General features: G+C 65.3%; 20 protein-coding genes. 16 read left to right on the plus strand and 4 right to left on the minus strand.

The window, feature by feature from the left end; all coding sequences use genetic code 11:
- From accD to FQV39_RS18180, 5 genes are all read left to right on the plus strand, one after another.
- The gene (accD, locus tag FQV39_RS18160; protein WP_149131565.1) at positions 1 to 900 is read left to right on the plus strand and encodes an acetyl-CoA carboxylase, carboxyltransferase subunit beta; all 900 of its coding nucleotides are present in this window, start codon (positions 1 to 3) and stop codon (positions 898 to 900) included.
- A 127-nt stretch (positions 901 to 1027) separates the two neighbouring features.
- Positions 1028 to 2350, plus strand: coding sequence for a bifunctional folylpolyglutamate synthase/dihydrofolate synthase (locus tag FQV39_RS18165; protein WP_149131566.1), 1323 nt, complete (start codon positions 1028 to 1030; stop codon positions 2348 to 2350).
- Positions 2351 to 2390: 40 nt separating this feature from the next.
- Positions 2391 to 2813, plus strand: a complete 423-nt coding sequence (locus FQV39_RS18170; protein WP_149131567.1) for a hypothetical protein — start codon at positions 2391 to 2393, stop codon at positions 2811 to 2813.
- 37 nt (positions 2814 to 2850) lie between these two features.
- Complete coding sequence (locus FQV39_RS18175; protein ID WP_149131568.1) at positions 2851 to 3693, plus strand: aldo/keto reductase; 843 nt, start codon at positions 2851 to 2853, stop codon at positions 3691 to 3693.
- A 132-nt stretch (positions 3694 to 3825) separates the two neighbouring features.
- The gene (locus FQV39_RS18180; RefSeq protein WP_149131569.1) at positions 3826 to 4494 is read left to right on the plus strand and encodes a L,D-transpeptidase; all 669 of its coding nucleotides are present in this window, start codon (positions 3826 to 3828) and stop codon (positions 4492 to 4494) included.
- A gap of 15 nt (positions 4495 to 4509) precedes the next feature.
- On the opposite strand, the gene FQV39_RS18185 is transcribed toward FQV39_RS18180, so the two are convergent.
- Positions 4510 to 5391, minus strand: a complete 882-nt coding sequence (locus FQV39_RS18185) for an aldose epimerase family protein (protein ID WP_149131570.1) — start codon at positions 5389 to 5391, stop codon at positions 4510 to 4512.
- Between the two features lie 130 nt (positions 5392 to 5521).
- Here FQV39_RS18185 and FQV39_RS18190 point away from each other — a divergent pair, with 130 nt between their 5' ends.
- Positions 5522 to 6418, plus strand: a complete 897-nt coding sequence (locus FQV39_RS18190) for a 2-dehydro-3-deoxygalactonokinase (protein ID WP_149131571.1) — start codon at positions 5522 to 5524, stop codon at positions 6416 to 6418.
- Positions 6419 to 6606: 188 nt separating this feature from the next.
- Positions 6607 to 7134: a retropepsin-like aspartic protease family protein gene (locus tag FQV39_RS18195; RefSeq protein ID WP_149131572.1), complete on the plus strand. Its 528-nt coding sequence runs from the start codon at positions 6607 to 6609 to the stop codon at positions 7132 to 7134.
- Positions 7135 to 7191: 57 nt separating this feature from the next.
- Here FQV39_RS18195 and FQV39_RS18200 read toward each other — a convergent pair whose 3' ends face one another.
- From FQV39_RS18200 to FQV39_RS18210, 3 genes are all read right to left on the minus strand, one after another.
- Positions 7192 to 7812 (minus strand): TadE/TadG family type IV pilus assembly protein, encoded by a 621-nt coding sequence (locus tag FQV39_RS18200; RefSeq protein WP_149131573.1) that lies wholly within the window; start codon positions 7810 to 7812, stop codon positions 7192 to 7194.
- Positions 7809 to 8360, minus strand: a complete 552-nt coding sequence (locus tag FQV39_RS18205; protein ID WP_187639977.1) for a TadE/TadG family type IV pilus assembly protein — start codon at positions 8358 to 8360, stop codon at positions 7809 to 7811. The genes FQV39_RS18200 and FQV39_RS18205 overlap by 4 nt, the downstream gene beginning before the upstream one ends.
- A gap of 304 nt (positions 8361 to 8664) precedes the next feature.
- Positions 8665 to 9117, minus strand: coding sequence for a pilus assembly protein N-terminal domain-containing protein (locus FQV39_RS18210; RefSeq protein WP_149131575.1), 453 nt, complete (start codon positions 9115 to 9117; stop codon positions 8665 to 8667).
- A 472-nt stretch (positions 9118 to 9589) separates the two neighbouring features.
- Between FQV39_RS18210 and FQV39_RS18215 the strand changes: the two genes are divergently transcribed.
- From FQV39_RS18215 to FQV39_RS18255, 9 genes are all read left to right on the plus strand, one after another.
- Positions 9590 to 9754 carry a Flp family type IVb pilin gene (locus tag FQV39_RS18215; RefSeq protein WP_149131576.1) on the plus strand — a complete coding sequence of 55 codons (165 nt, stop codon included), beginning with the start codon at positions 9590 to 9592 and terminating at the stop codon, positions 9752 to 9754.
- A 154-nt stretch (positions 9755 to 9908) separates the two neighbouring features.
- Positions 9909 to 10424 (plus strand): A24 family peptidase, encoded by a 516-nt coding sequence (locus FQV39_RS18220; RefSeq protein WP_149131577.1) that lies wholly within the window; start codon positions 9909 to 9911, stop codon positions 10422 to 10424.
- A gap of 124 nt (positions 10425 to 10548) precedes the next feature.
- Entirely contained in the window at positions 10549 to 11325 is a 777-nt protein-coding gene (cpaB, locus tag FQV39_RS18225; protein WP_149131578.1) for a Flp pilus assembly protein CpaB, read from the plus strand.
- On the plus strand, positions 11322 to 12770 hold the full coding sequence (locus FQV39_RS18230) for a type II and III secretion system protein family protein (protein WP_149131579.1): 1449 nt from the start codon (positions 11322 to 11324) through the stop codon (positions 12768 to 12770). The genes cpaB and FQV39_RS18230 overlap by 4 nt, the downstream gene beginning before the upstream one ends.
- Positions 12771 to 12809: 39 nt before the next feature.
- On the plus strand, positions 12810 to 13556 hold the full coding sequence (locus FQV39_RS18235; RefSeq protein ID WP_187639978.1) for a CpaD family pilus assembly protein: 747 nt from the start codon (positions 12810 to 12812) through the stop codon (positions 13554 to 13556).
- A complete protein-coding gene (locus FQV39_RS18240) occupies positions 13556 to 14821 on the plus strand; it encodes a CpaE/TadZ family protein (RefSeq protein WP_149131581.1) in 1266 nt (421 codons plus the stop codon). Before FQV39_RS18235 ends, FQV39_RS18240 begins: the two co-directional genes overlap by 1 nt.
- 96 nt (positions 14822 to 14917) lie before the next feature.
- A complete protein-coding gene (locus tag FQV39_RS18245) occupies positions 14918 to 16363 on the plus strand; it encodes a CpaF family protein (RefSeq protein ID WP_149131582.1) in 1446 nt (481 codons plus the stop codon).
- Positions 16364 to 16390: 27 nt separating this feature from the next.
- Positions 16391 to 17362 (plus strand): type II secretion system F family protein, encoded by a 972-nt coding sequence (locus FQV39_RS18250; protein WP_149131583.1) that lies wholly within the window; start codon positions 16391 to 16393, stop codon positions 17360 to 17362.
- 9 nt (positions 17363 to 17371) lie between these two features.
- Positions 17372 to 18349, plus strand: a complete 978-nt coding sequence (locus FQV39_RS18255; protein ID WP_149131584.1) for a type II secretion system F family protein — start codon at positions 17372 to 17374, stop codon at positions 18347 to 18349.
- The last annotated feature ends 157 nt before the right edge of the window (positions 18350 to 18506 follow it).

Genomic DNA, 18506 nt, shown 5'->3' on the forward strand with positions numbered 1-18506 from the left:
ATGAACTGGATTTCCGAAGTCGTCCGGCCGCGCATCAAGACGCTGTTCAAGCGCGAAACCCCGGAGAACCTCTGGATCAAGTGCCCGGATTCCGGGCAGATGGTGTTCCATAAAGATGTCGAGGCCAATGGCTACGTCATTCCCGGTTCCGAGCACCATATGCGCGTCACCGCACCGGAGCGGCTGCGGCTGACCTTCGACGACGGCAAGTGGCTCGACGTCGCGCTGCCGGAGGTTTCCGTCGATCCGCTGAAGTTCCGCGACGAGAAGCGCTATGTCGACCGGCTGAAGGACGCCCGCGCCAAGACCGGCGCGCAGGACGCCTTCAAGATCGGCTATGGCCGGGTCAAGGGTCTGCCGATGACGGTCGCGGTGCAGGATTTCCACTTCATGGGCGGCTCGCTCGGCATGGCGGCGGGCGAGGCCTTCGTGAAAGGGGCCGAAACCGCGCTCGAGAAGAAGACGCCCTATGTCGTCTTCGCGGCCTCCGGCGGCGCGCGCATGCAGGAAGGCATCCTTTCGCTGATGCAGCTGCCGCGGACGACCGTCGCGGTGCGCCGGCTGCGTGCGGCCGGCCTGCCCTATTTCGTGGTACTGACCAACCCGACCACCGGCGGCGTCACCGCCTCCTACGCCATGCTGGGCGACATCCACATCGCCGAGCCCGGGGCGCTGATCGGCTTCGCCGGCCCGCGCGTGATCGAGCAAACCATCCGCGAGAAGCTGCCGGAAGGCTTCCAGCGCTCGGAATATCTCAAGGATCACGGCATGGTCGACATGGTCGTGCATCGCCGCGACATCCCGGAGACGCTGGCCCGCCTCGGCCGCCTGCTGACCAAGCAGCCGGCAGTGAAGAGCGAAGCTGCCGCTCCGGCGCGCCCGGTCACCGAGGCAGTCTGACGGTCCCAGAGCAAATTCGCGTTTCTCCGAAGCGCGGATCTGCTTAGCTTCTTATTTTCCGCATTTTCTTCACGCGAACCGGTGTCCACTTCGCTCGAAAATGCTCTAGGCCGGGGGCGCGCGCATCATGGGGTCTTCCGACACGCTGCTGGCGCGCTTCATGGCGCTGCACCCCAAGCTGATCGACCTCTCGCTCGGGCGCATCCTCACCCTGCTGGAGCGGCTGGGCGATCCGCATAAGCGCCTGCCGCCGGTGATCCATGTCGCCGGCACCAACGGCAAGGGCTCGACCATCGCCTTCATGCGGGCGATCCTCGAGGCGGCCGGGCTCTCCGTCCACGTCTACATCTCGCCGCATCTGGTCCGCTTCCATGAGCGCATCCGCTTGGGTGCGCCAGGGGGTGGGCGCTTCGTCGACGAGGACAAGCTCGTCGAGGCGCTGGAGCGTTGCGAGGCGGTCAATGCCGGCGACCCCATCACCTTCTTCGAGATGACGACCGCCGCCGGGCTCCTGCTCTTCGCCGAGAACCCCGCCGATGTGCTGCTGCTGGAGGTCGGGCTCGGCGGGCGCTTCGATGCAACCAACGTCATCGCGCACCCGGCCTGCACGGTAGTGACGCCGGTCTCGCTCGATCATTCCGAATATCTCGGCGACACCGTCACCAAGATCGCCGGCGAGAAGGCCGGCATCTTCAAGCGCGGCGCGCCGGCCGTGATCGCGCCGCAGGAGCCGGAGCCGACCGCGGTTCTGGAAGCGGCCGCCGAACGCGCCGGCGCCTCCAAGATCCTGATCGGCGCGCAGGACTTCAATGTCCATGAAGCCGGCGGGCGGCTGGTCTACGAGGATGGCGACGGGCTGCTGGACCTGCCCTTGCCGCGCCTGACCGGGCGTCACCAGCACATCAATGCCGGCACCGCGATCGCAGCGCTGCGCGCGGCCGGTTACGGCGCCTTGCCGGCGCATGTCTTCGAGGAAGGCCTGCGCAACGCCGACTGGCCGGCGCGGCTGCAGCGGCTGGCGCGCGGGCGCCTCGCCGAGATCGTGCCGGATCGCGCCGAGCTCTGGCTCGACGGCGGCCACAACCCCGATGGCGGTCGTGTGCTGGCCCAGGCGATGGCCGATCTCGCCGACCGCAACCCGGCGCCGCTGGTGATGATCGCCGGCCTGCTCTCGACCAAGGACGCAGCCGCCACGCTCGGCCATTTCAAGGGGCTGGCGCAGGCACTCTACGCCGTGCCGATCCAAAACTCGCTCGCCGCGCGCCCGGCCGGGGAAGTCGCTGAAGCGGCCCGTGGCGCTGGCCTCGCGGCTGAGGTTTCCGGCTCGGTGGAGCAGGCGCTCAGGACGATCGCGGCGCGCGACTGGCCGGTGCCGCCGCGCATTCTGATCTGCGGCTCGCTCTATCTCGCCGGCGAGGTGCTCTCGGCCAACGGCACCCCTCCGACCTGAAACCCACACCGACAACCATCATCGGAAGGCAGCAAGCGCCATGCCCGTTCCCGGACTGACCGTTCTTGTCGCTACGCTGCTGTGCGGCCTACTCGGCGGCTGCGTCAGCACCGGCGAAACAGCCTCACCGGACGAAGCCAGCGTCGAGCGCGTCGCCACGGGCAAGCCGACCTTCCTGCAGCAGACCTATATGACGATGGACACGCGCTGCCGGCCGGTGAAACGTCCGACTGGCGTGCTGACCGAACCGCCGCGGCACGGGAAGGTCCGGATGGCGACGCGCAGCGCCAAGGCCGAATACGGTCCCGGTGAATATCAGCACTGCGACGGCAAGCTCGGGCCGTCGCTCGCCTTCGAATACACCTCGCGCCCGGGCTATCGCGGTTCGGACCAGTTTGGCGTGCGCGTGCGTTACAGCGACGGCGAAATCCGCCACGCGCAGTTCAAGGTCGAGATTTACTGAGGCCCGAAATTCTGCTCCAGCACCAGAGGATAGCGTCATGAAGCGCAGCTTCGAAGCCGCGGGGCCGGCTGTTTCCGTCATCGGCCAAGGCAGCTGGTACAGCGAGCAGGGCAACCGGCGCGAGGCGATCGCCGCCTTCCGCCGCGGCCTCGATCTCGGGCTGACCCATATCGATACCGCCGAGATGTATGGCGACGGCCGCTCGGAAGCGCTGATCGGCGAAGCTATCGCCGGCCGCCGCGACGCGGTCTTCCTGGTTTCGAAGGTGCTGCCGCACAACGCCTCGCGGCAGGGCGTGCGCGCCGCCTGCGAGCGCTCGCTGCGGCAGCTGAAGACGGACAGGCTCGACTGCTACCTGCTGCACTGGCGCGGCCCGCATCCGTTGGCCGAGACCTTCGCCGCTTTCGAGGCGCTGAAGCAGGAAGGCAAGATCCTGTCCTGGGGCGTCAGCAATTTCGACGAGGATGATCTCGACGAGGCGCTAGCTGCTGCAGGCTCGGGCAGGATCGCCTGCAACCAGGTGCTCTACCATCTGCGCGAGCGTGCGATCGAGCACGCCGTGATCCCGTGGTGCGAGCGGCATGGCGTTGCCGTCACAGCCTACAGCCCCTTCGGCCATGACGATTTCCCTGCGCCCGGTAGCGCGCAGGGCAAGCTGCTCGCGGAGATCGCGGCGGCGCAGGGCGCGACGCCGCGACAGGTGGCGCTCGCCTTCCTGACCCGGCGCCCCAGTGTCTTCGCGATCCCGAAGGCGAGCAGGGTCGCCCATGTCGAGGACAATGCCGGGGCGCTGGGCCTCACTCTTTCGGAGGCCGACGTCGCCCGCATCGACACCGCCTTCCCGCGCGGCCGCAAACCGCAGGCGTTGCCAATGATTTGATCGGTGCTGGAAACCACGTTCCGCCTTCCCGCTTTACAGGCTTCGGCGCCCGCGCTTTCCTAGAGTCAAGGGCGACGGCCGCCAGAGCCTCACGAACGCCCGCTCAGCAGTAGCGTCTTCGGAGTTCGGGCGATGCGTCGCGTTCTCGGCATCTTGGCCGTCCTGTTCCTGTTTGTGCTCGGCGCCGCCCAGGCGCAGGCCGGTGTCGACGTCAGGGTCGACATCGCCGCCCAGCGCATGAAGGTCACCACCAGCGACGGCGAGGTCCACGACTGGAAGATCTCGTCCGGCCGCACAGGTTTCCGCTCGCCCAATGGCGTGTATCGGCCGACCCGTCTCGAGAGGAGCTGGTATTCGCGCAAATATGGCGGCGCGATGCCCCATGCCGTATTCTTCCGCGGCGGCTATGCGATCCACGGCACGACGGCGGTCGGGGCGCTCGGCCGCCCGGCCTCGCATGGCTGCATCCGGCTGCATCCCGCCAATGCGGCCAAGCTGTTTGCGCTGGTGAGGAAGCATGGCGCCGGCCAGACCCGGATCGCTCTGAACGGCGCCGCGACCGACAACCTCTCGCGCTTCGCCAAGGCATCGACGACATCGAAGGCGAAGTTCGCAAAGGCCCCGCCATCCAAGCAGAAGATCGCCAAGGCCAAGCATCGCAGCCAGGACAGCACGATCGCGCAGCAGCGCCAGGGCAATGGCTGGGAAGCGGCACGCGGCCAGATCCTGCTGCGACCGGCCCTGCCGGCCAGCGTCTATGGCTACCAGCCTTACTATCCGAGCGGCTACGGCTGGCGCTGAGGCCGGCGCCGAAAGCTAGAGCGCTTCCGGCACGATCCTGAGCCAGCCTTCCAGCGCCTCGCCTGGCGCCAGACGCTTCAATGGCGCAGCCGCCCGCGCCGCCGGCTCGCTCGGCGCGCCGATGGCATGGCTCTGCGGCTCCACGCAGAGGAAATCCGCTCCGGCCGGCGCCCAGACGACGGGACAGTTCAGGCTCTCGCTCGCCGTCAGCGTCACGGCGAGCCCGGTCGAAGGCGTCTCGATCCGGGCACGGCCATCCCAGCCGAGGAAGCTCCAGGCCGTCACGGCATCGGAGCGGAACCGGCGCGGGTCGGCATAGGGGCCACCCTGCGCGAAGGCTTCCTGCCCCGTGGCGCGAAAGGCTTCGCCGAAGATCAGCGCGCCTGTGGCTCGCATTGCGAGGCGCGTATCGGCAGCGCAAGGGAACCAGGGATGGTGGCCGATCCCGAAAGGTAGTGCCGTTTCCGCCTCGTTCTCGATCGAGAGGCGGATGGTCATACCGGCTTCGTCGAGGGAAATATCCTGGCGGGCGCGGTAGCGATAGGGATCCGGTCCTTCCATGCGCCGATGCTCGAGGAGGGTATGACCCCGGTCATACCGCAGAACCTCCCAGGCAGACTGCCAGCCGAAACCATGGATGGTGCCGGCCGGATCATTGGCCGGAACCTGAAAGCGGCTCTCGCCGTCATCGACCACGCTGCCGAAAGCCCGGTTGGCGAAGGGCAGCATTGCCCAAGTGCCGAAGAAATTCGGGGAGGCGGTCGAAGCCTCGCCCCCCGGTGGACGCAAGACAGCGTGCCGGCGCCGATCCGGCTCGGTCCAGATCAGGCGCGAGACGATGCCGCCGATCTCGGGAATGACCACGGCCTCCAGGCCGCCGGCTTGCAGCTCCAGCATCGCGCTTGTCCGATTCGTCCGTTATCCCGGGGCCGCAGCGTTGCCGTGATTGCAGGGCGGGCACAAGTCGGCACGCCTTGACCGAACGGGGCATGGCGGAGACAGTCACGCGCCATTGCCGGAGCCTGCCATGCCCAAACCTCTGATCGCGCTCGACTGGGGCACAACCCGCGCGCGCGCCTTCCTGATTGCGGAGTCGGGCGAGGTTCTGCAGCGGCGAACCGCCGATCAGGGCATCCAGTCCGTGCCGGCCGGCGGCTATCCTGCTGCCTTCGAAGCTCTTGCCGGCGATTTCCGGCGCGCCGCGCCCGATGCCGCCATCGTGCTCGCCGGCATGGTCGGCAGCCGCAATGGCTGGATCGAAGCGCCCTATGTCGCCTGCCCCGCCTCGCCGGCAGCGATTGCTGCCGCTGCGATCCGGGTCGAACTCGACAAGGACACCACGGCAACCATCATTCCCGGCCTGAGCTGCGACGACGGCGCCTTCGACGTCATGCGCGGCGAGGAGACGCTGATCGTCGGGCTCGGCCTCGCGGACGGCATCGCCTGCCTGCCGGGCACCCATTCGAAATGGGCAGAGACCAAAGGCGGACGGATCGCGCGCTTTGCCAGTTTCATGACGGGCGAGGTCTACGGGCTGCTGCGCAACGGTTCGATCCTGGGCCGCCTGGCGGAGGAACCTGCCGAAGCCGACGCAGCCAGTGGCGCAGCACGCGGGCGGGCAGGCGCACGGCGCCCCGGCGGCCTGCTCAACACGGCCTTCGCCGCGCGCACCGAGGTTCTCGCCGGCCGGATGCGCGGCGGCGAGGTCGGTCCGTATCTTTCCGCACTTCTGGTCGGACAGGAGATCGCGGGAGCCCAGGCCATGTTCGGGCAGCAGAATCAGATCAACCTCGTCGCCGATGGCGCTCTGGCCGAAAGCTATGGCGGCGCACTGGCTGCGGCGGGGCTTGCCGTAACGATGGTCACGCCCGAAGAGGCCTTCGTCGCTGGCATCCGGCGTCTCGCGGGCGATATCGCCGGATAATCGCCGCTGACGCTCCACCCCTGGCCGCCGCGCTGGTTGCCGAAGCAGCGCGCGGTTAAGCATGGATTAAGCCTGCGGATCATCAGCGCCCGGCGGCGCGTCATTGCAGATAATCGCGCGTAAGCTCTTCACCCTTCTTCAGCATGCCTCGCCCAAGGTGATGGCCTGGATCAGGCTGGGGAAAGGCTGTGACGTCGCGTCCGTCGATATGGGCCCTGGGCGTAGCCGGCTTCGCCATTGTCGGCTCTCTCGGCTATACGCAATGGCTCGCCCCTCGAGTCGGGGACCAGACACCATCGGCGGCGATCGCCTCCGCCGAGCCAGCCGTTCCGGGGCCCCGCTCGCCCGTGACGCTTGCTGTGGCCGCGGACTATCGCGGGCATTACATCGTCCACCCGAGCGTCGAGAACTACCGGATCAAGATGATGGTCGATACCGGCGCCAGCATCGTCGCGCTGACCGCGGCCGACGCCCGGGCGCTGGGCATCAAGTCGGATGCCAATGCGCGCAAGATGATGCTGAGCACGGCCAACGGCACGGTCACCGGCTATCGCACGGTGCTGCGGGAAATCCGCCTGGGCGACATTGTCGTGCGCAATGTCGATGCCGTCGTGCTGCCCGAACGCGCCCTGTCGATGAGCCTGCTCGGCAACTCCTTCCTCAGCAAGCTGCTGGGCTACGAGGTGCAGACGGGGCGGATGGTGCTGCGCGGCTGAAAACGGATCGGCTGCGCCCGGGAAGGGCAGCCCACCGCGTCTGCTCTGCGGCTTCCGTCAGAACTGGGGGCAACCTGTCACGTCGCTGCGCACGATCTGCTCGATACTGGCATTCCCATCGGCCTTGCCATTGCGCGGGCGCGTATAGATCGGATGGTCGCCGAGCGTGACCTTACTGAACATGCCATTGCCGATCACGGGCGTGAATTCATAGCTGGCTCGCGCCATGATCACCGAGGTGTTCGCGATGCGCACGCTATCCGGAACGCTCTCGGTATCGCCGCGGTTGGGCGCCGTCGTCCCCGCCGGATAGCTGTTGGACCAGCAAACCTTGGCGACACGGTTGGCGTCGATGACGATGCTGGCGATGACCATCTTGGCCTTGCGCGAGTCGTAGGGAAGCAGAATCGTCTCGGCAGCCTTGAAGATATTGCTGATTTCCGCCGTCGGAACCGTCTGGAGACGGGCCGTGAGATCGCTCAGAGCAGACGTCAGCTGCGTGACCTTGCGATTGATCGCGACCATCTGCGAAATATTGACTACCCCGACATAGGCGACCACCATCACGGGGAGCGCGATCGCGGCCTCGATGGCCGCCACGCCGTCCCTCTCGTCGCGGAACCGGCGCCACAGGCTGGCGAGGCTCTTGAGATTCATCGTCGATCCGAATCGCATCATGGGACGAACGGCTCCGCCCGGAAGGTCGTGCTTGCGACGAGACCGCGCCGACCGGAGTCTGCGCCGCCGATGTTGGCGAGCCCCGTCGACGCCCAGCTCGTAAGAAACAGCTTGTAGTCGAGCACGGCACGAACAACGACGATCTGGCCGGTATCGGGCTGCCGGTATGAAAAGCTGCTCGTATCAAGATTGCCGCCAGCGATAGGGTTACTGCTGGACGTTCCACTGCTAGCCGCTGAAAAGTCGCTATAGGTGCGAACGTCGACAGCCAGCTTCGTGCAGTCGAGCAACTTCATCGGCGCCCGTGCGCAGACATCGTCACGGAATGCGGCTGCGTTGATCGAAGGGGTGGCGGAGGTGTAGCGGCTGCGCGACTCGCCGGTCAGCAGCGTGCGCGACGCCTGCGCCAGCGATTCCTCGAGAACCTGATTGGTCCAGAACATCAGTCCCGTCTCGATGATCGCCCAAGTCAGCATGAAAAAGGGCAGTGCGACGAAACCGAATTCGATCGCCGTCGCGCCATTCTCCGAACGACGGAAACGCAGCATGACGGAGCACCGGCCTCGACGCTCCCGCTCGGGTGCTCCGCAAGGTTTCTCCGCTTGTATCATCAGATGAGACATTCGCTGGCCCCGTCGAGCCTGTGCTCCGACCAGCTGACATCTACGGCAAAACAATTTCCGATCTGTTAGAGGCGCTTCAATGCCACAGCCAGCGAAGCAAAGATTCTATTTACCTTGCCTGCTTCAGAGCGCTTACACGCGCGAATCCGTTATTGGGCGTGACCGGCTGCGGCTAGATCCTCGGTCTCCCGGCGTGGCCCTCACGCACGGGATGCTGCTTGCCGGATCTTTACTTGGATGCGCCGGCCCCGGTTGCCTGAGAATTCCTGCTCGTCGCCTGCGCCCCGACTTCGCCGAAGTATTTCTGGCCGTCGCCCAGCTGGGCCGAAGGCTGGCATGTGGGCGTGCAGGAATAGCTCTCGCGTTCCATGCCGCGCTGCACGGTCAGAACCGCATCCGAAGCCGCGCCGACACGCACCAGAGATTCGGCCAGAAGCGTGCCCGTTCCGTCCAGCGCGATCAGGTTGGTCACGCCGAAGCTCTTGCCAGTGACCACCATGACGCCGTTGCGCTGCACCGACACGTCGGCGATGGCCGGATTACCGACGATGACCGTTTGCGCTTTTTCAGGCAGGCGCACGACCTTGGCGTGATCGACCAGGACGAGCACGCTTTCGTTCTGGCTTTCCTGGGGCGCAGCTACCGCGGACCCGATGCCCGAACCGGCGATGGCGAGGATCATGGCAACCACCCAAGACGCAAGGGAATGGCCCCTTTCCGGCGTGTGGTGGGTCGACATGGCGGTGCCTCAAGCTCTGCGATGCCACCAGACAAGCGCAAAATGATGAACCGAATCTTAAAACCCCGGGAAGCAGCGGATTTCTACGTTGTCACCCTAGCTAACCAAGCGGAATGTTCGTCGCGCAACCCGCTCAATCGTCGGCGCATCCCAAAAAACCCAAACGTATGGCATCAGTTAAACATCTCGTTTACCGACTATTTCACAGGTAAATTCTTAGATATTTGACAAATTCTCTTCTCCAAACCGATTAAATGTCGCATTAACTACGATAAAAACACCCCGCCAAAACAATCAATTCTTGAGTCGCCTTAACCGATCAGCAAGAGGAGCGGGCTAATGTCGTTCCTGTCGCTGACCGAAGCCACCTCAGAGCGAAGGCAGCCGTCAAACCGTGGTGTAAAGGAGTTCCCACATGACCAATGTTTTCGCTCGCTTCGTCAAGGACGAGTCCGGCGCCACCGCGATCGAGTACGGCCTGATCGCCGCCCTGATCGCCGTCGTCTGCATCAGCGTCTGGACGACGATCGGCACCAAGCTGGTCGCCAAGTTCGAGGAAGTCAGCACCGGGCTGAACTGATAAAAGATCAGTGCGCCTGTTGCGCTTCAACTGACATGAATCAGTGCCCCGGCATGCCCGGGGCATTCTGCTTTTGAAGCTGCTTTCGCAATCCCCATAAGGGTTTGATCAGATTCGTCTGCTAATACCGCCTCCAGCATCGGAGTGACCGCATATGAGCTTGCCGCTGATCATCCTTCTGCTCGGCGTCTTTCCCTTCGCCATGGCTTATGCCGCGGCCAGCGATCTCGTCTCGATGACGATTTCCAACCGGCTCTGCCTCTTGCTCGTTGGTTCCTTCGCATTCTGCGCTGCTCTGCTGGGGCTGAGCCTCGCCGATATCGGCTGGCATCTCGCCGCCGGCGCGCTCGTCCTCGTCGTGTCCTTCGGTCTCTTCGCTGCGGGCTGGATCGGCGGCGGCGACGCCAAGCTCGCGGCGGCGACCGCTCTCTGGTTCGGCTTCGACCAGCTCATGCCTTACCTCGTGCTTTCCAGCTTCGGCGGCGGCTTGCTGACGCTACTGATCCTGCGCCTGCGCTCGCATCCTCTCCCTTCGCTCGCAGCGAATTGGGACTGGGCTCAGCGCCTGCATGCGCCGAAGGAGGGCGTTCCCTATGGAATAGCCCTTGCGTTCGCCGCCCTGCTCATCCTGCCGGAAACGGCGATCTGGCGCGCCGCGATCGGCGTCTGAGAGAACAGGCCGACGCAAGGTCACCGCGCCTCAAAAAATATACGTCCGATTAACCATAAGTTGACGTTTCGCGACGACGATCCGGAATGAGGGCCAGCTTCGTCTGGCTGAGGATCGGACGTCGATGAGTCCCGCACGCATCATCATTCTCGTGGTCGCGCTGGCGGCAGGTCTGGGCGCCGCGTTGCTCGTTCAGCAGCCATCGCAGGCACCGGCGCCGGCCGCCAAGGTGGAGCAGGCGCCCACCGTGCCCGTGCTCGTCGCGGCCAGCGACATTCCGGTCGGCAACACAGTGACGGCCAACGACCTGCGCTGGCTGACCTGGCCAATTGGCGGCGTGCCGGGCGGCGTCATACGCAAGGACGAAGCTCCTGAAGCCGAGAAGGAGATCATCGGCCAGGTCGCCCGCTATGCCATCCTCGGCGCCGAGCCGATCCGGCGCGAGAAACTGATCAGGACGGACGGAACGGGCTTCCTCTCGGCCGTGCTGCCGTCCGGCATGCGCGCCGTGGCAATCAGCACCGACAGCCGCGGCGCCAACACCGCCGGAGGCTTCATCCTGCCCAACGATCGCGTCGACGTGGTCTCCACGACCCGCGGTGACCCGGACGGGGGCAATCAGAGCTATGCCAGCGAAACCATCCTGCGCAACATTCGCGTCCTGGCGATCGGGCAGAATGTGCAGGAGCGCAATGGCGAGAAGGTGGTCGTCGGCGAGACCGCGACCCTGGAAGTCGACCCCGGGCAGGTCGCTATCCTGGCACAGGCTCAGAAGAGCGGAACGCTTTCGTTGGCGCTGCGCAGCCTCAAGGACGCCAACGAGCCCGCGCCGCCCTCCTCTGCCGACAGCGCGCTGACCCTCGTGCGCTACGGTGTCATCACGAAGAGCGTAAAGCCATGATCCGATGCTGCTTTCGCCTCGCGACGGCGCTCGCGCTTGTCCTCATCGCCAGCAGCGCCAGCGCGCAATCGGCCGGCCAGGACGCAGCTCCTGTGCTCAATGTCGGCACGAGCGAGCACGCGATCGCACGCAAGCTCGACCTCTCGATCGGCCGCTCGCTGATTGTCGAACTGCCGCGTGACGCCAAGGAGGTGTTCGTCGCCAATCCGAAGGTCGCCAATGCGGTGGTGAGGACGGCGCGCAAGCTCTTCGTCATCGGCATCACCGACGGCGCGACCTCGATGTTCGTGATGGATGGCGAAGGCCGCCAGATCACCGCGCTCGAGATCAATGTCGGACGCGATCTCAACGTGTTGCGCCAGACGTTGCGCACTGCGTTGCCGAACTCGCAGATCGAGATCAAGCCGGCCGGCGATTCAATCCTGCTGGTCGGAACAGTGCCAAACGCCTCCGAAGCGACGCAAGCCGTCGACATCGCCAATGCCTTCGTCGGCGTCTCCGACAAGAGCAACGCCAAGGGGGCGGTGATCAACGCGCTGACGATCCGCGACCGCGATCAGGTGATGGTCAAGGTGACGGTCTCGGAGGTCTCCCGCAAGGCGATCAAGCAGCTCGGCATCAATTCGAGCGGGGAGTGGAAGCTCGGAAAGTTTTCGATCACCCCGTCGATCGACAATCCCTTCCCGCTGCAGCCGCAACAGCTCTCGGCTACCGCAATCGGAGCCGGCATCGGCAATTCGCAGAACTTTACGCTGCGTGCCCTCGAGCGAGCTGGCCTGGCCCGGGTGCTGGCCGAACCGACGGTGACAGCGATTTCCGGCGAAAGCGCCAAGTTCACCGCCGGCGGAGAGGTGCCCATTCCGAAAGGCCAGACCTGCGGCTACGACCTTTTCAATCGCCGCACCTGCCAGTACCAGATCGAGTATCGGCCGGTCGGCGTCGCGCTCAACTTCACGCCGATCGTTCTGTCCGGGAACAAGATCAGCATACGTATCGCCACCGAGGTCACAGAGCTCGACTTCGAGAACCAGTTCCGCGTGAACGGCGACAACCAGGAGGCCCTGAACGTCCCGGCGTTCCGCGTCCGCAAATCCGACACGACTGTGGAGCTGCCCTCGGGCGGGACCCTGGCGACAGCCGGTCTCATCCAGCGGGTTTCGAAACAGTCGCTCAACGGCCTGCCCGGCCTGATGAACCTGCCGATCATCGGCGCCCTCTTCCGCTCGCGCGACTACCAGCGCGAGGAGACTGAGCTGATGATCACGGCCACGCCCTATATCGCCAAGCCGATGCAGCCGAACGAGGTTCAGCGGCCCGATGACGGCTTCGTGGAATCCCACGACGCCCAAGCCATCCTGCTCGGGCGCCTCAACAAGCTCTACGGCAGCGGCGGTGGCCCGATCCCGCAGGCCTACAAGGGTCGCGTCGGCTTCATCGCCGACTGACCGAACCGGATGGACAGCATCATGATGGATGGCCCGACCATGACGGTTCCGTTCCAAGAGAAAGCCACCGCCACGCGCCTGCTACCCCTTGCACTGGTGCTCAGCCTTCTCGCCAGCGGCTGCGCCGGCAAGGGTCCAAACGCAGATCCACCCGCCATCGCCCCCATCGATACCCGGGAGCGACATCCAATCGTCCTGCGCGAAGCGCCACGCTCGCTGGATGTCTTCGTGGGCCGCGCCGGCGGCGCGCTCGACAGCCGCCAGGCCGAAGACGTCGCGGATTTCGCCCAGGACTATCGCAGGACCGGAAAAGGAGGCCTCGTCGCGGAGGTTCCGACCGGTGCGCGCCGCGAGCGGGCGACACAAGACACGCTTAGCGGGATCCGCGCGGCACTGGCTCGCAACGGTGTGCCGGCGCACGCCCTCAGCATCCGCAGCTATCCGATCCAGGACCCCGGCCTCGCCTCGCCGATCCGGCTAAGCTTTGCTTCGCTGCAAGCCGCCGTGCCGCATCAGTGCGGCCAATGGCCTACCGATCTCGGCATTTCCGACTTCAAGTTCTGGACATCGAACGAGCCTTACTGGAATCTCGGCTGCGCCTCCCAGGCGACGCTGGCTGCGCAGGTCGCCGACCCGATCGATCTGGTCCGGGCCCGCGACGAGGGCCGTCCCGACATCGTCAAGCGGATGGTCGCGATCGGCAAGATCCGGGAGGGCAAGGATCCGTCGACGCAGTATCGCCAGCAGACGCCGCAGATCAATTCGACTGTCGGAGGCAGCAACTGATGCAACCGCCGACAAGCGAAACACCGGCGATCGAGGCGGTCAGCGACGAGATCATCGCGCCGCTGCCGCGCATCACTCTGCAGGCCTTCTGCGAGACGCCGGCCATCGCCGCGACGATGCAGGCGGCGGTTGCCGACCGGCGCATGGACAAGACCCATGCCCGCATCCAGATGGGCGGAGCGGCTGCAGCCGTCGAAGCCTTCCGGACGGCGCCGACTCCGAACGTCATCGTGCTCGAGACCGTGTCCGATGCAGCAACCCTGATCGGGCATCTCGACATGCTGTCGGAAAGCTGCGACCCCGGCACGAAGGTCGTGGTGATCGGCCATGTCAACGACGTGCAGCTCTATCGAGAGCTGCTGCGCCGCGGCGTCAGCGAATATCTGATCGCTCCGCTCGAGACGCTCGACCTGCTGCGCACCCTCTCGGAACTCTACATCGCACCGGAGGCCCGCCATCTCGGCCGTGTCATCGCAGTGGTGGGCGCCAAGGGCGGCGTCGGCGCGTCGACCGTCGCGCACAACATGTCCTGGGCGATCGCGCGGAACCTCGACGCTTCCACCGTGATCGTCGATCTCGACATCGCCTGGGGCACGGCCGGCCTCAACTTCAACCAGGATCCCCCTCAGGGGATCGCGGAAGCGGTTTTCGCCCCGGAGCGCCTCGACTCCAACCTGCTGGACAGGCTCCTATCGCGTTGCAGCGACAACCTGGCCTTGCTTGCGGCTCCTGCGGTTCTCGACCGGACAATCGACCTCAATGAGGACGCGCTGGAGCAGCTCTTGGAACTGTTGCGCGCCAGTGTTCCCTGCATCGTCCTCGATGTGCCGCATCAGTGGAGCAGCTGGGTCAAGCGGACGCTCGTCGGCGCGGACGAGATCGTGGTGGTCGCCGAGCCGGAGCTGGCCTCCCTGCGCAATGCCAAGAACATCGTCGATCTGTCGCGCGCGACCCGGCCCAATGACGCGGTCGCCCGGCTCGTGCTGAACCAGGTCGGCGTGCCCAAGCGGCCGGAGATCGGTGCCGGCGAATTCGCCAAGGCGCTCGGCATCGACGTCCTCTGCACGATCCCCTTCGACGCCCAGCTCTTCGGCACGGCCGCCAACAACGGCCAGATGATCGCCGAGGTCCAGGCCGGCAGCAAGGCGAGCGAGGCCTTTACCCAGATCGCCAGCGCGCTGACCGGCCGCGGCGAAGCCAAGCGCAGCCGGCGCAGCCTGTTCGAGCCGCTGGTCTCGAAGCTGAAACGCCGCAAGGCTTCCTGATGACGCGAGACGGGCCAGACGGACAGTCATTCAGGGGATCGGGCCGAGGAAGCAGAAGTGCGCGTGTCCCAGCGGCGCGCGCGGGAGTACATTGAGATGTTCGGGAAGCGATCCGCGGGCGCGACCGTCGCGCCGAACCTGAGCACCAGGAGCCCCGCCGCCCTTCAGCCGGCGGCGCGCAAGCCGGAGCAGATCCAGCCTGCCGCCGAGGAACGCAGGCTCGCGCCGGTTGAGGCGGCGACGCGCTCCGAAGAATACTATCAGATGAAGAGCATGATCTTCGGGGCGCTGATCGAGGCAATCGATCTGTCGCAGCTCGCGAAGCTCGACTCGGAATCGGCGCGGGAGGAAATCCGCGACATCATCAACGAGATCATCTCGCTGAAGAATGTCGTGCTCTCCATCGCCGAGCAGGAAGAACTGCTCGACGACATCTGCAACGACGTCCTCGGCTACGGACCGCTCGAACCGCTGCTGGCGCGCGACGACATCGCCGACATCATGGTCAATGGCGCGAACCGCACCTTCATCGAGACCGGCGGCAAGATTCAGCTCACCAACATCCGATTCCGCGACAATGCGCAGCTGATGAACATCTGCCAGCGCATCGTCAGCCAGGTCGGCCGGCGCGTCGACGAAAGCTCGCCGATTTGCGACGCGCGCCTCGCCGACGGATCGCGCGTCAACGTCATCGCGCCGCCGCTCGCGATCGATGGGCCCGCGCTCACCATCCGCAAGTTCAGGAAAGACAAGCTGACGCTCGACCAGCTCGTCAAGTTCGGCGCGATCTCGCCGCCCGGCGCCGAGATCCTGAAGATCATCGGCCGCGTCCGCTGCAACATCGTCATCTCCGGTGGCACCGGCTCGGGCAAGACGACGCTGCTGAACTGCCTGACCAACTATATCGACCATGACGAGCGGGTTATCACCTGCGAGGACGCCGCCGAGCTCCAGCTCCAGCAGCCGCATGTGGTGCGCCTCGAGACGCGCCCACCCAATCTCGAAGGCACCGGCGCAGTCACGATGCGCGACCTTGTCAAGAACTGCCTGCGCATGCGCCCCGAGCGGATTATCGTCGGCGAAGTGCGCGGACCCGAGGCCTTCGACCTGCTCCAGGCGATGAATACCGGCCATGACGGCTCGATGGGCACGCTCCACGCCAACTCGCCACGGGAATGTCTCAGCCGTATCGAGTCGATGATCACCATGGGCGGCTTCTCGCTGCCGTCCAAGACTCTGCGCGAGATGATCTGCTCCTCGGTCGATGTCATCATCCAGGCGCAACGCCTGCGCGACGGCTCGCGCCGCATCACCCACATCACGGAGGTGATGGGGATGGAAGGCGAGGTCATCACGACGCAAGACCTCATGCTCTACGACGTGCTCGGCGAGGACGCCGCGGGCAAGCTTATCGGCCGCCACCGCTCGACCGGCATCGGCCGCCCGCGCTTCTGGGAGCGTGCCCGCTACTTCGGCGAGGAGCAGCGCCTCGCCGCGTCGCTCGACCAGCTCGAGCAGGTGAATGAAGGCTTTGCAGCCTGAACGGAGGCCCTCGTCGGGAGCCAGGCCATGAATTCGAGCACGCTTGCGATCGCCGTATTGGCCATGCTCGCCGTTGGCGGCGTCGTCTATGCGCTGCTCTACCCTACGCTGAGCGGCGAAAAGCGGGCCGAGAAGCGGCGCAAGGAATTCGCCGGGCCGAGCACGATGCGCAGCATCGACCGGGAAGCGCAGGCCAGAGCCAAGCGCGGGCAGGTCGCGCAAAGCCTCAAGGAGATCGAGAACCGCGAAAACGCCAAGCTGACGCTCGAAGCGCGGATCGGACAAGCCGGCCTGAGCTGGACCCGTCGGAAATACTACGTGATCTGCGCCGTGACCGCCTTCGTCAGCGGCCTCGTTCTGTTGGTTTTGAGCGGCAACCTGATCATGGGGGCTGCCGGTCTCTTCATCGGGGCACTGGGCCTGCCGGCCTGGTTCCTGAAGCATTGCAAAACAAAACGTCTGAAGCGGTTCGCCATCGAGTTCCCCAACGCGCTCGACGTCATCGTCCGCGGCATCAAGGCCGGCCTGCCAGTCAACGACTGTCTGCGCATCATCGCGACGGAAGCCGTAGAGCCCGTCAAAGGCGAGTTTCGGCAGATCATCGAGGCGCAGGCGCTCGGCCTGCCGCTCTCTGAAGCCGCCGGAAAGCTCTATGAGCGGATGCCCTGTGCGGAAGCCAATTTCTTCGGCATCGTGATCGCTATCCAGCAGAAGACCGGCGGCAATCTATCCGAGACGCTGGCGAACCTCTCGCGCGTCCTGCGCGAGCGGCGCAAGATGCGCGACAAGATCCAGGCGGTCTCGATGGAGGCCAAGGCCTCTGCCGGGATCATCGCCGCCCTGCCCCCGAGCGTCGCCTTCCTCGTCTATCTGTCCACCCCGAGATACATCGAACTCCTGTGGCTCACCCAGATGGGCAAGCTCGCCCTCGTCGGCTGCGGCATCTGGATGCTGATGGGCGTCCTGATCATGCGTAAGATGATCAATTTCGAGATCTGAGGTGGAACCGTGATTTCCCAGATCGCCGACAAGCTCACCGATCCGCAATTCATGCTCGCGCTGCTGGCTGCCGTAGCGGCCGCGGCCACGGTGCTGACCGTCGCGATCCCGCTGACCGAGGGCAACGTCCTCCAGAAGCGCATGAAGAACGTCGCGACGGAGCGCGAGAAGATCCGGGCGCGGGAGCGCGAGCGGCTCAACCGCCAGAACGAGAAGGTAAGCCTGCGCCAGGAGCCGAAAGCCTACATGCGGCGCATCGTGGAGCAGTTCAAGCTCGGCGATTGGCTCGGAACGGAGAACGCCAAGAAGCAGCTCGTCATGGCAGGCTATCGTGGGCCACAGTCGGAGATCGCCTTCCTGTTCTTCCGCCTGGCCGTGCCCGTCACCGCTTTCCTGTTCACGCTGTTCTATCTTTTCATCATCAACGATTTCGGCCAGGCGCTGTTCATGAAGATCGGGATCGCGATCGGCGGCGCCTATCTTGGCATCAAGGCGCCGGAAGTCTTCCTGTCCAACCAGATCAGCAAGCGGCAGCTCTCGATGCGACTGGCTTTTCCGGACGCGCTCGACCTGCTGCTGATCTGCGTGGAGTCCGGCATGTCGATCGAGCAGGCGTTCCGCAAGGTCGCGAACGAGATCGGCAGCCAGTCCGTACCGCTGGCTGAGGAGTTCGCGCTCTGCACGGCGGAGCTCTCCTATCTGACTGACCGCAGGGTAGCCTATGAGAACCTTTCGATGCGGACCGGGCTCGAAAGCGTCAAATCGGTCTCGACGGCGCTGATCCAGGCCGAACGCTACGGCACGCCGCTCGGCACGGCGCTGCGCACCCTGGCACAGGAGAGCCGCGATCAGCGCATGAACGCCGCCGAGAAGAAGGCTGCCGCCCTGCCGCCGAAGCTGACCGTGCCGATGATCCTGTTCTTCCTGCCGGTGCTCTTCGTCATCATCATGTTTCCGGCGCTGGTGCAGGTCTTCGGTTGGAAGTGACTTAGCCCGAGCGCCGGGCTCATAATCGCGGATCGCTAATGACCGGGCGCTGCAGATAAGCAAATCAAGCAATCGCGGGCAGCTGCGCGAAGCAGCAGTCGCGCCTCAGCTTTTCCGATTTTCGGCCTGTGGCTTTGCCAGCGCGCTAATGAAAGCT

The organism is Bosea sp. F3-2 (assembly GCF_008253865.1).
GTDB lineage: Bacteria > Pseudomonadota > Alphaproteobacteria > Rhizobiales > Beijerinckiaceae > Allobosea.

Coding starts and splice junctions, on each gene's coding strand:
- FQV39_RS18215 (WP_149131576.1), top strand. CDS start 9,590: ATGACCAATGTTTTCGCTCGCTTCGTCAAGGACGAGTCCGGCGCCACC.
- FQV39_RS18230 (WP_149131579.1), top strand. CDS start 11,322: ATGATCCGATGCTGCTTTCGCCTCGCGACGGCGCTCGCGCTTGTCCTC.
- FQV39_RS18245 (WP_149131582.1), top strand. CDS start 14,918: ATGTTCGGGAAGCGATCCGCGGGCGCGACCGTCGCGCCGAACCTGAGC.
- accD (WP_149131565.1), top strand. CDS start 1: ATGAACTGGATTTCCGAAGTCGTCCGGCCGCGCATCAAGACGCTGTTC.
- FQV39_RS18175 (WP_149131568.1), top strand. CDS start 2,851: ATGAAGCGCAGCTTCGAAGCCGCGGGGCCGGCTGTTTCCGTCATCGGC.
- FQV39_RS18235 (WP_187639978.1), top strand. CDS start 12,810: ATGACGGTTCCGTTCCAAGAGAAAGCCACCGCCACGCGCCTGCTACCC.
- FQV39_RS18165 (WP_149131566.1), top strand. CDS start 1,028: ATGGGGTCTTCCGACACGCTGCTGGCGCGCTTCATGGCGCTGCACCCC.
- FQV39_RS18240 (WP_149131581.1), top strand. CDS start 13,556: ATGCAACCGCCGACAAGCGAAACACCGGCGATCGAGGCGGTCAGCGAC.
- FQV39_RS18210 (WP_149131575.1), bottom strand. CDS start 9,117: ATGATCCTCGCCATCGCCGGTTCGGGCATCGGGTCCGCGGTAGCTGCG.
- FQV39_RS18180 (WP_149131569.1), top strand. CDS start 3,826: ATGCGTCGCGTTCTCGGCATCTTGGCCGTCCTGTTCCTGTTTGTGCTC.
- cpaB (WP_149131578.1), top strand. CDS start 10,549: ATGAGTCCCGCACGCATCATCATTCTCGTGGTCGCGCTGGCGGCAGGT.
- FQV39_RS18200 (WP_149131573.1), bottom strand. CDS start 7,812: ATGATGCGATTCGGATCGACGATGAATCTCAAGAGCCTCGCCAGCCTG.
- FQV39_RS18185 (WP_149131570.1), bottom strand. CDS start 5,391: ATGCTGGAGCTGCAAGCCGGCGGCCTGGAGGCCGTGGTCATTCCCGAG.
- FQV39_RS18190 (WP_149131571.1), top strand. CDS start 5,522: ATGCCCAAACCTCTGATCGCGCTCGACTGGGGCACAACCCGCGCGCGC.
- FQV39_RS18220 (WP_149131577.1), top strand. CDS start 9,909: ATGAGCTTGCCGCTGATCATCCTTCTGCTCGGCGTCTTTCCCTTCGCC.
- FQV39_RS18205 (WP_187639977.1), bottom strand. CDS start 8,360: ATGCTGCGTTTCCGTCGTTCGGAGAATGGCGCGACGGCGATCGAATTC.
- FQV39_RS18170 (WP_149131567.1), top strand. CDS start 2,391: ATGCCCGTTCCCGGACTGACCGTTCTTGTCGCTACGCTGCTGTGCGGC.
- FQV39_RS18250 (WP_149131583.1), top strand. CDS start 16,391: ATGAATTCGAGCACGCTTGCGATCGCCGTATTGGCCATGCTCGCCGTT.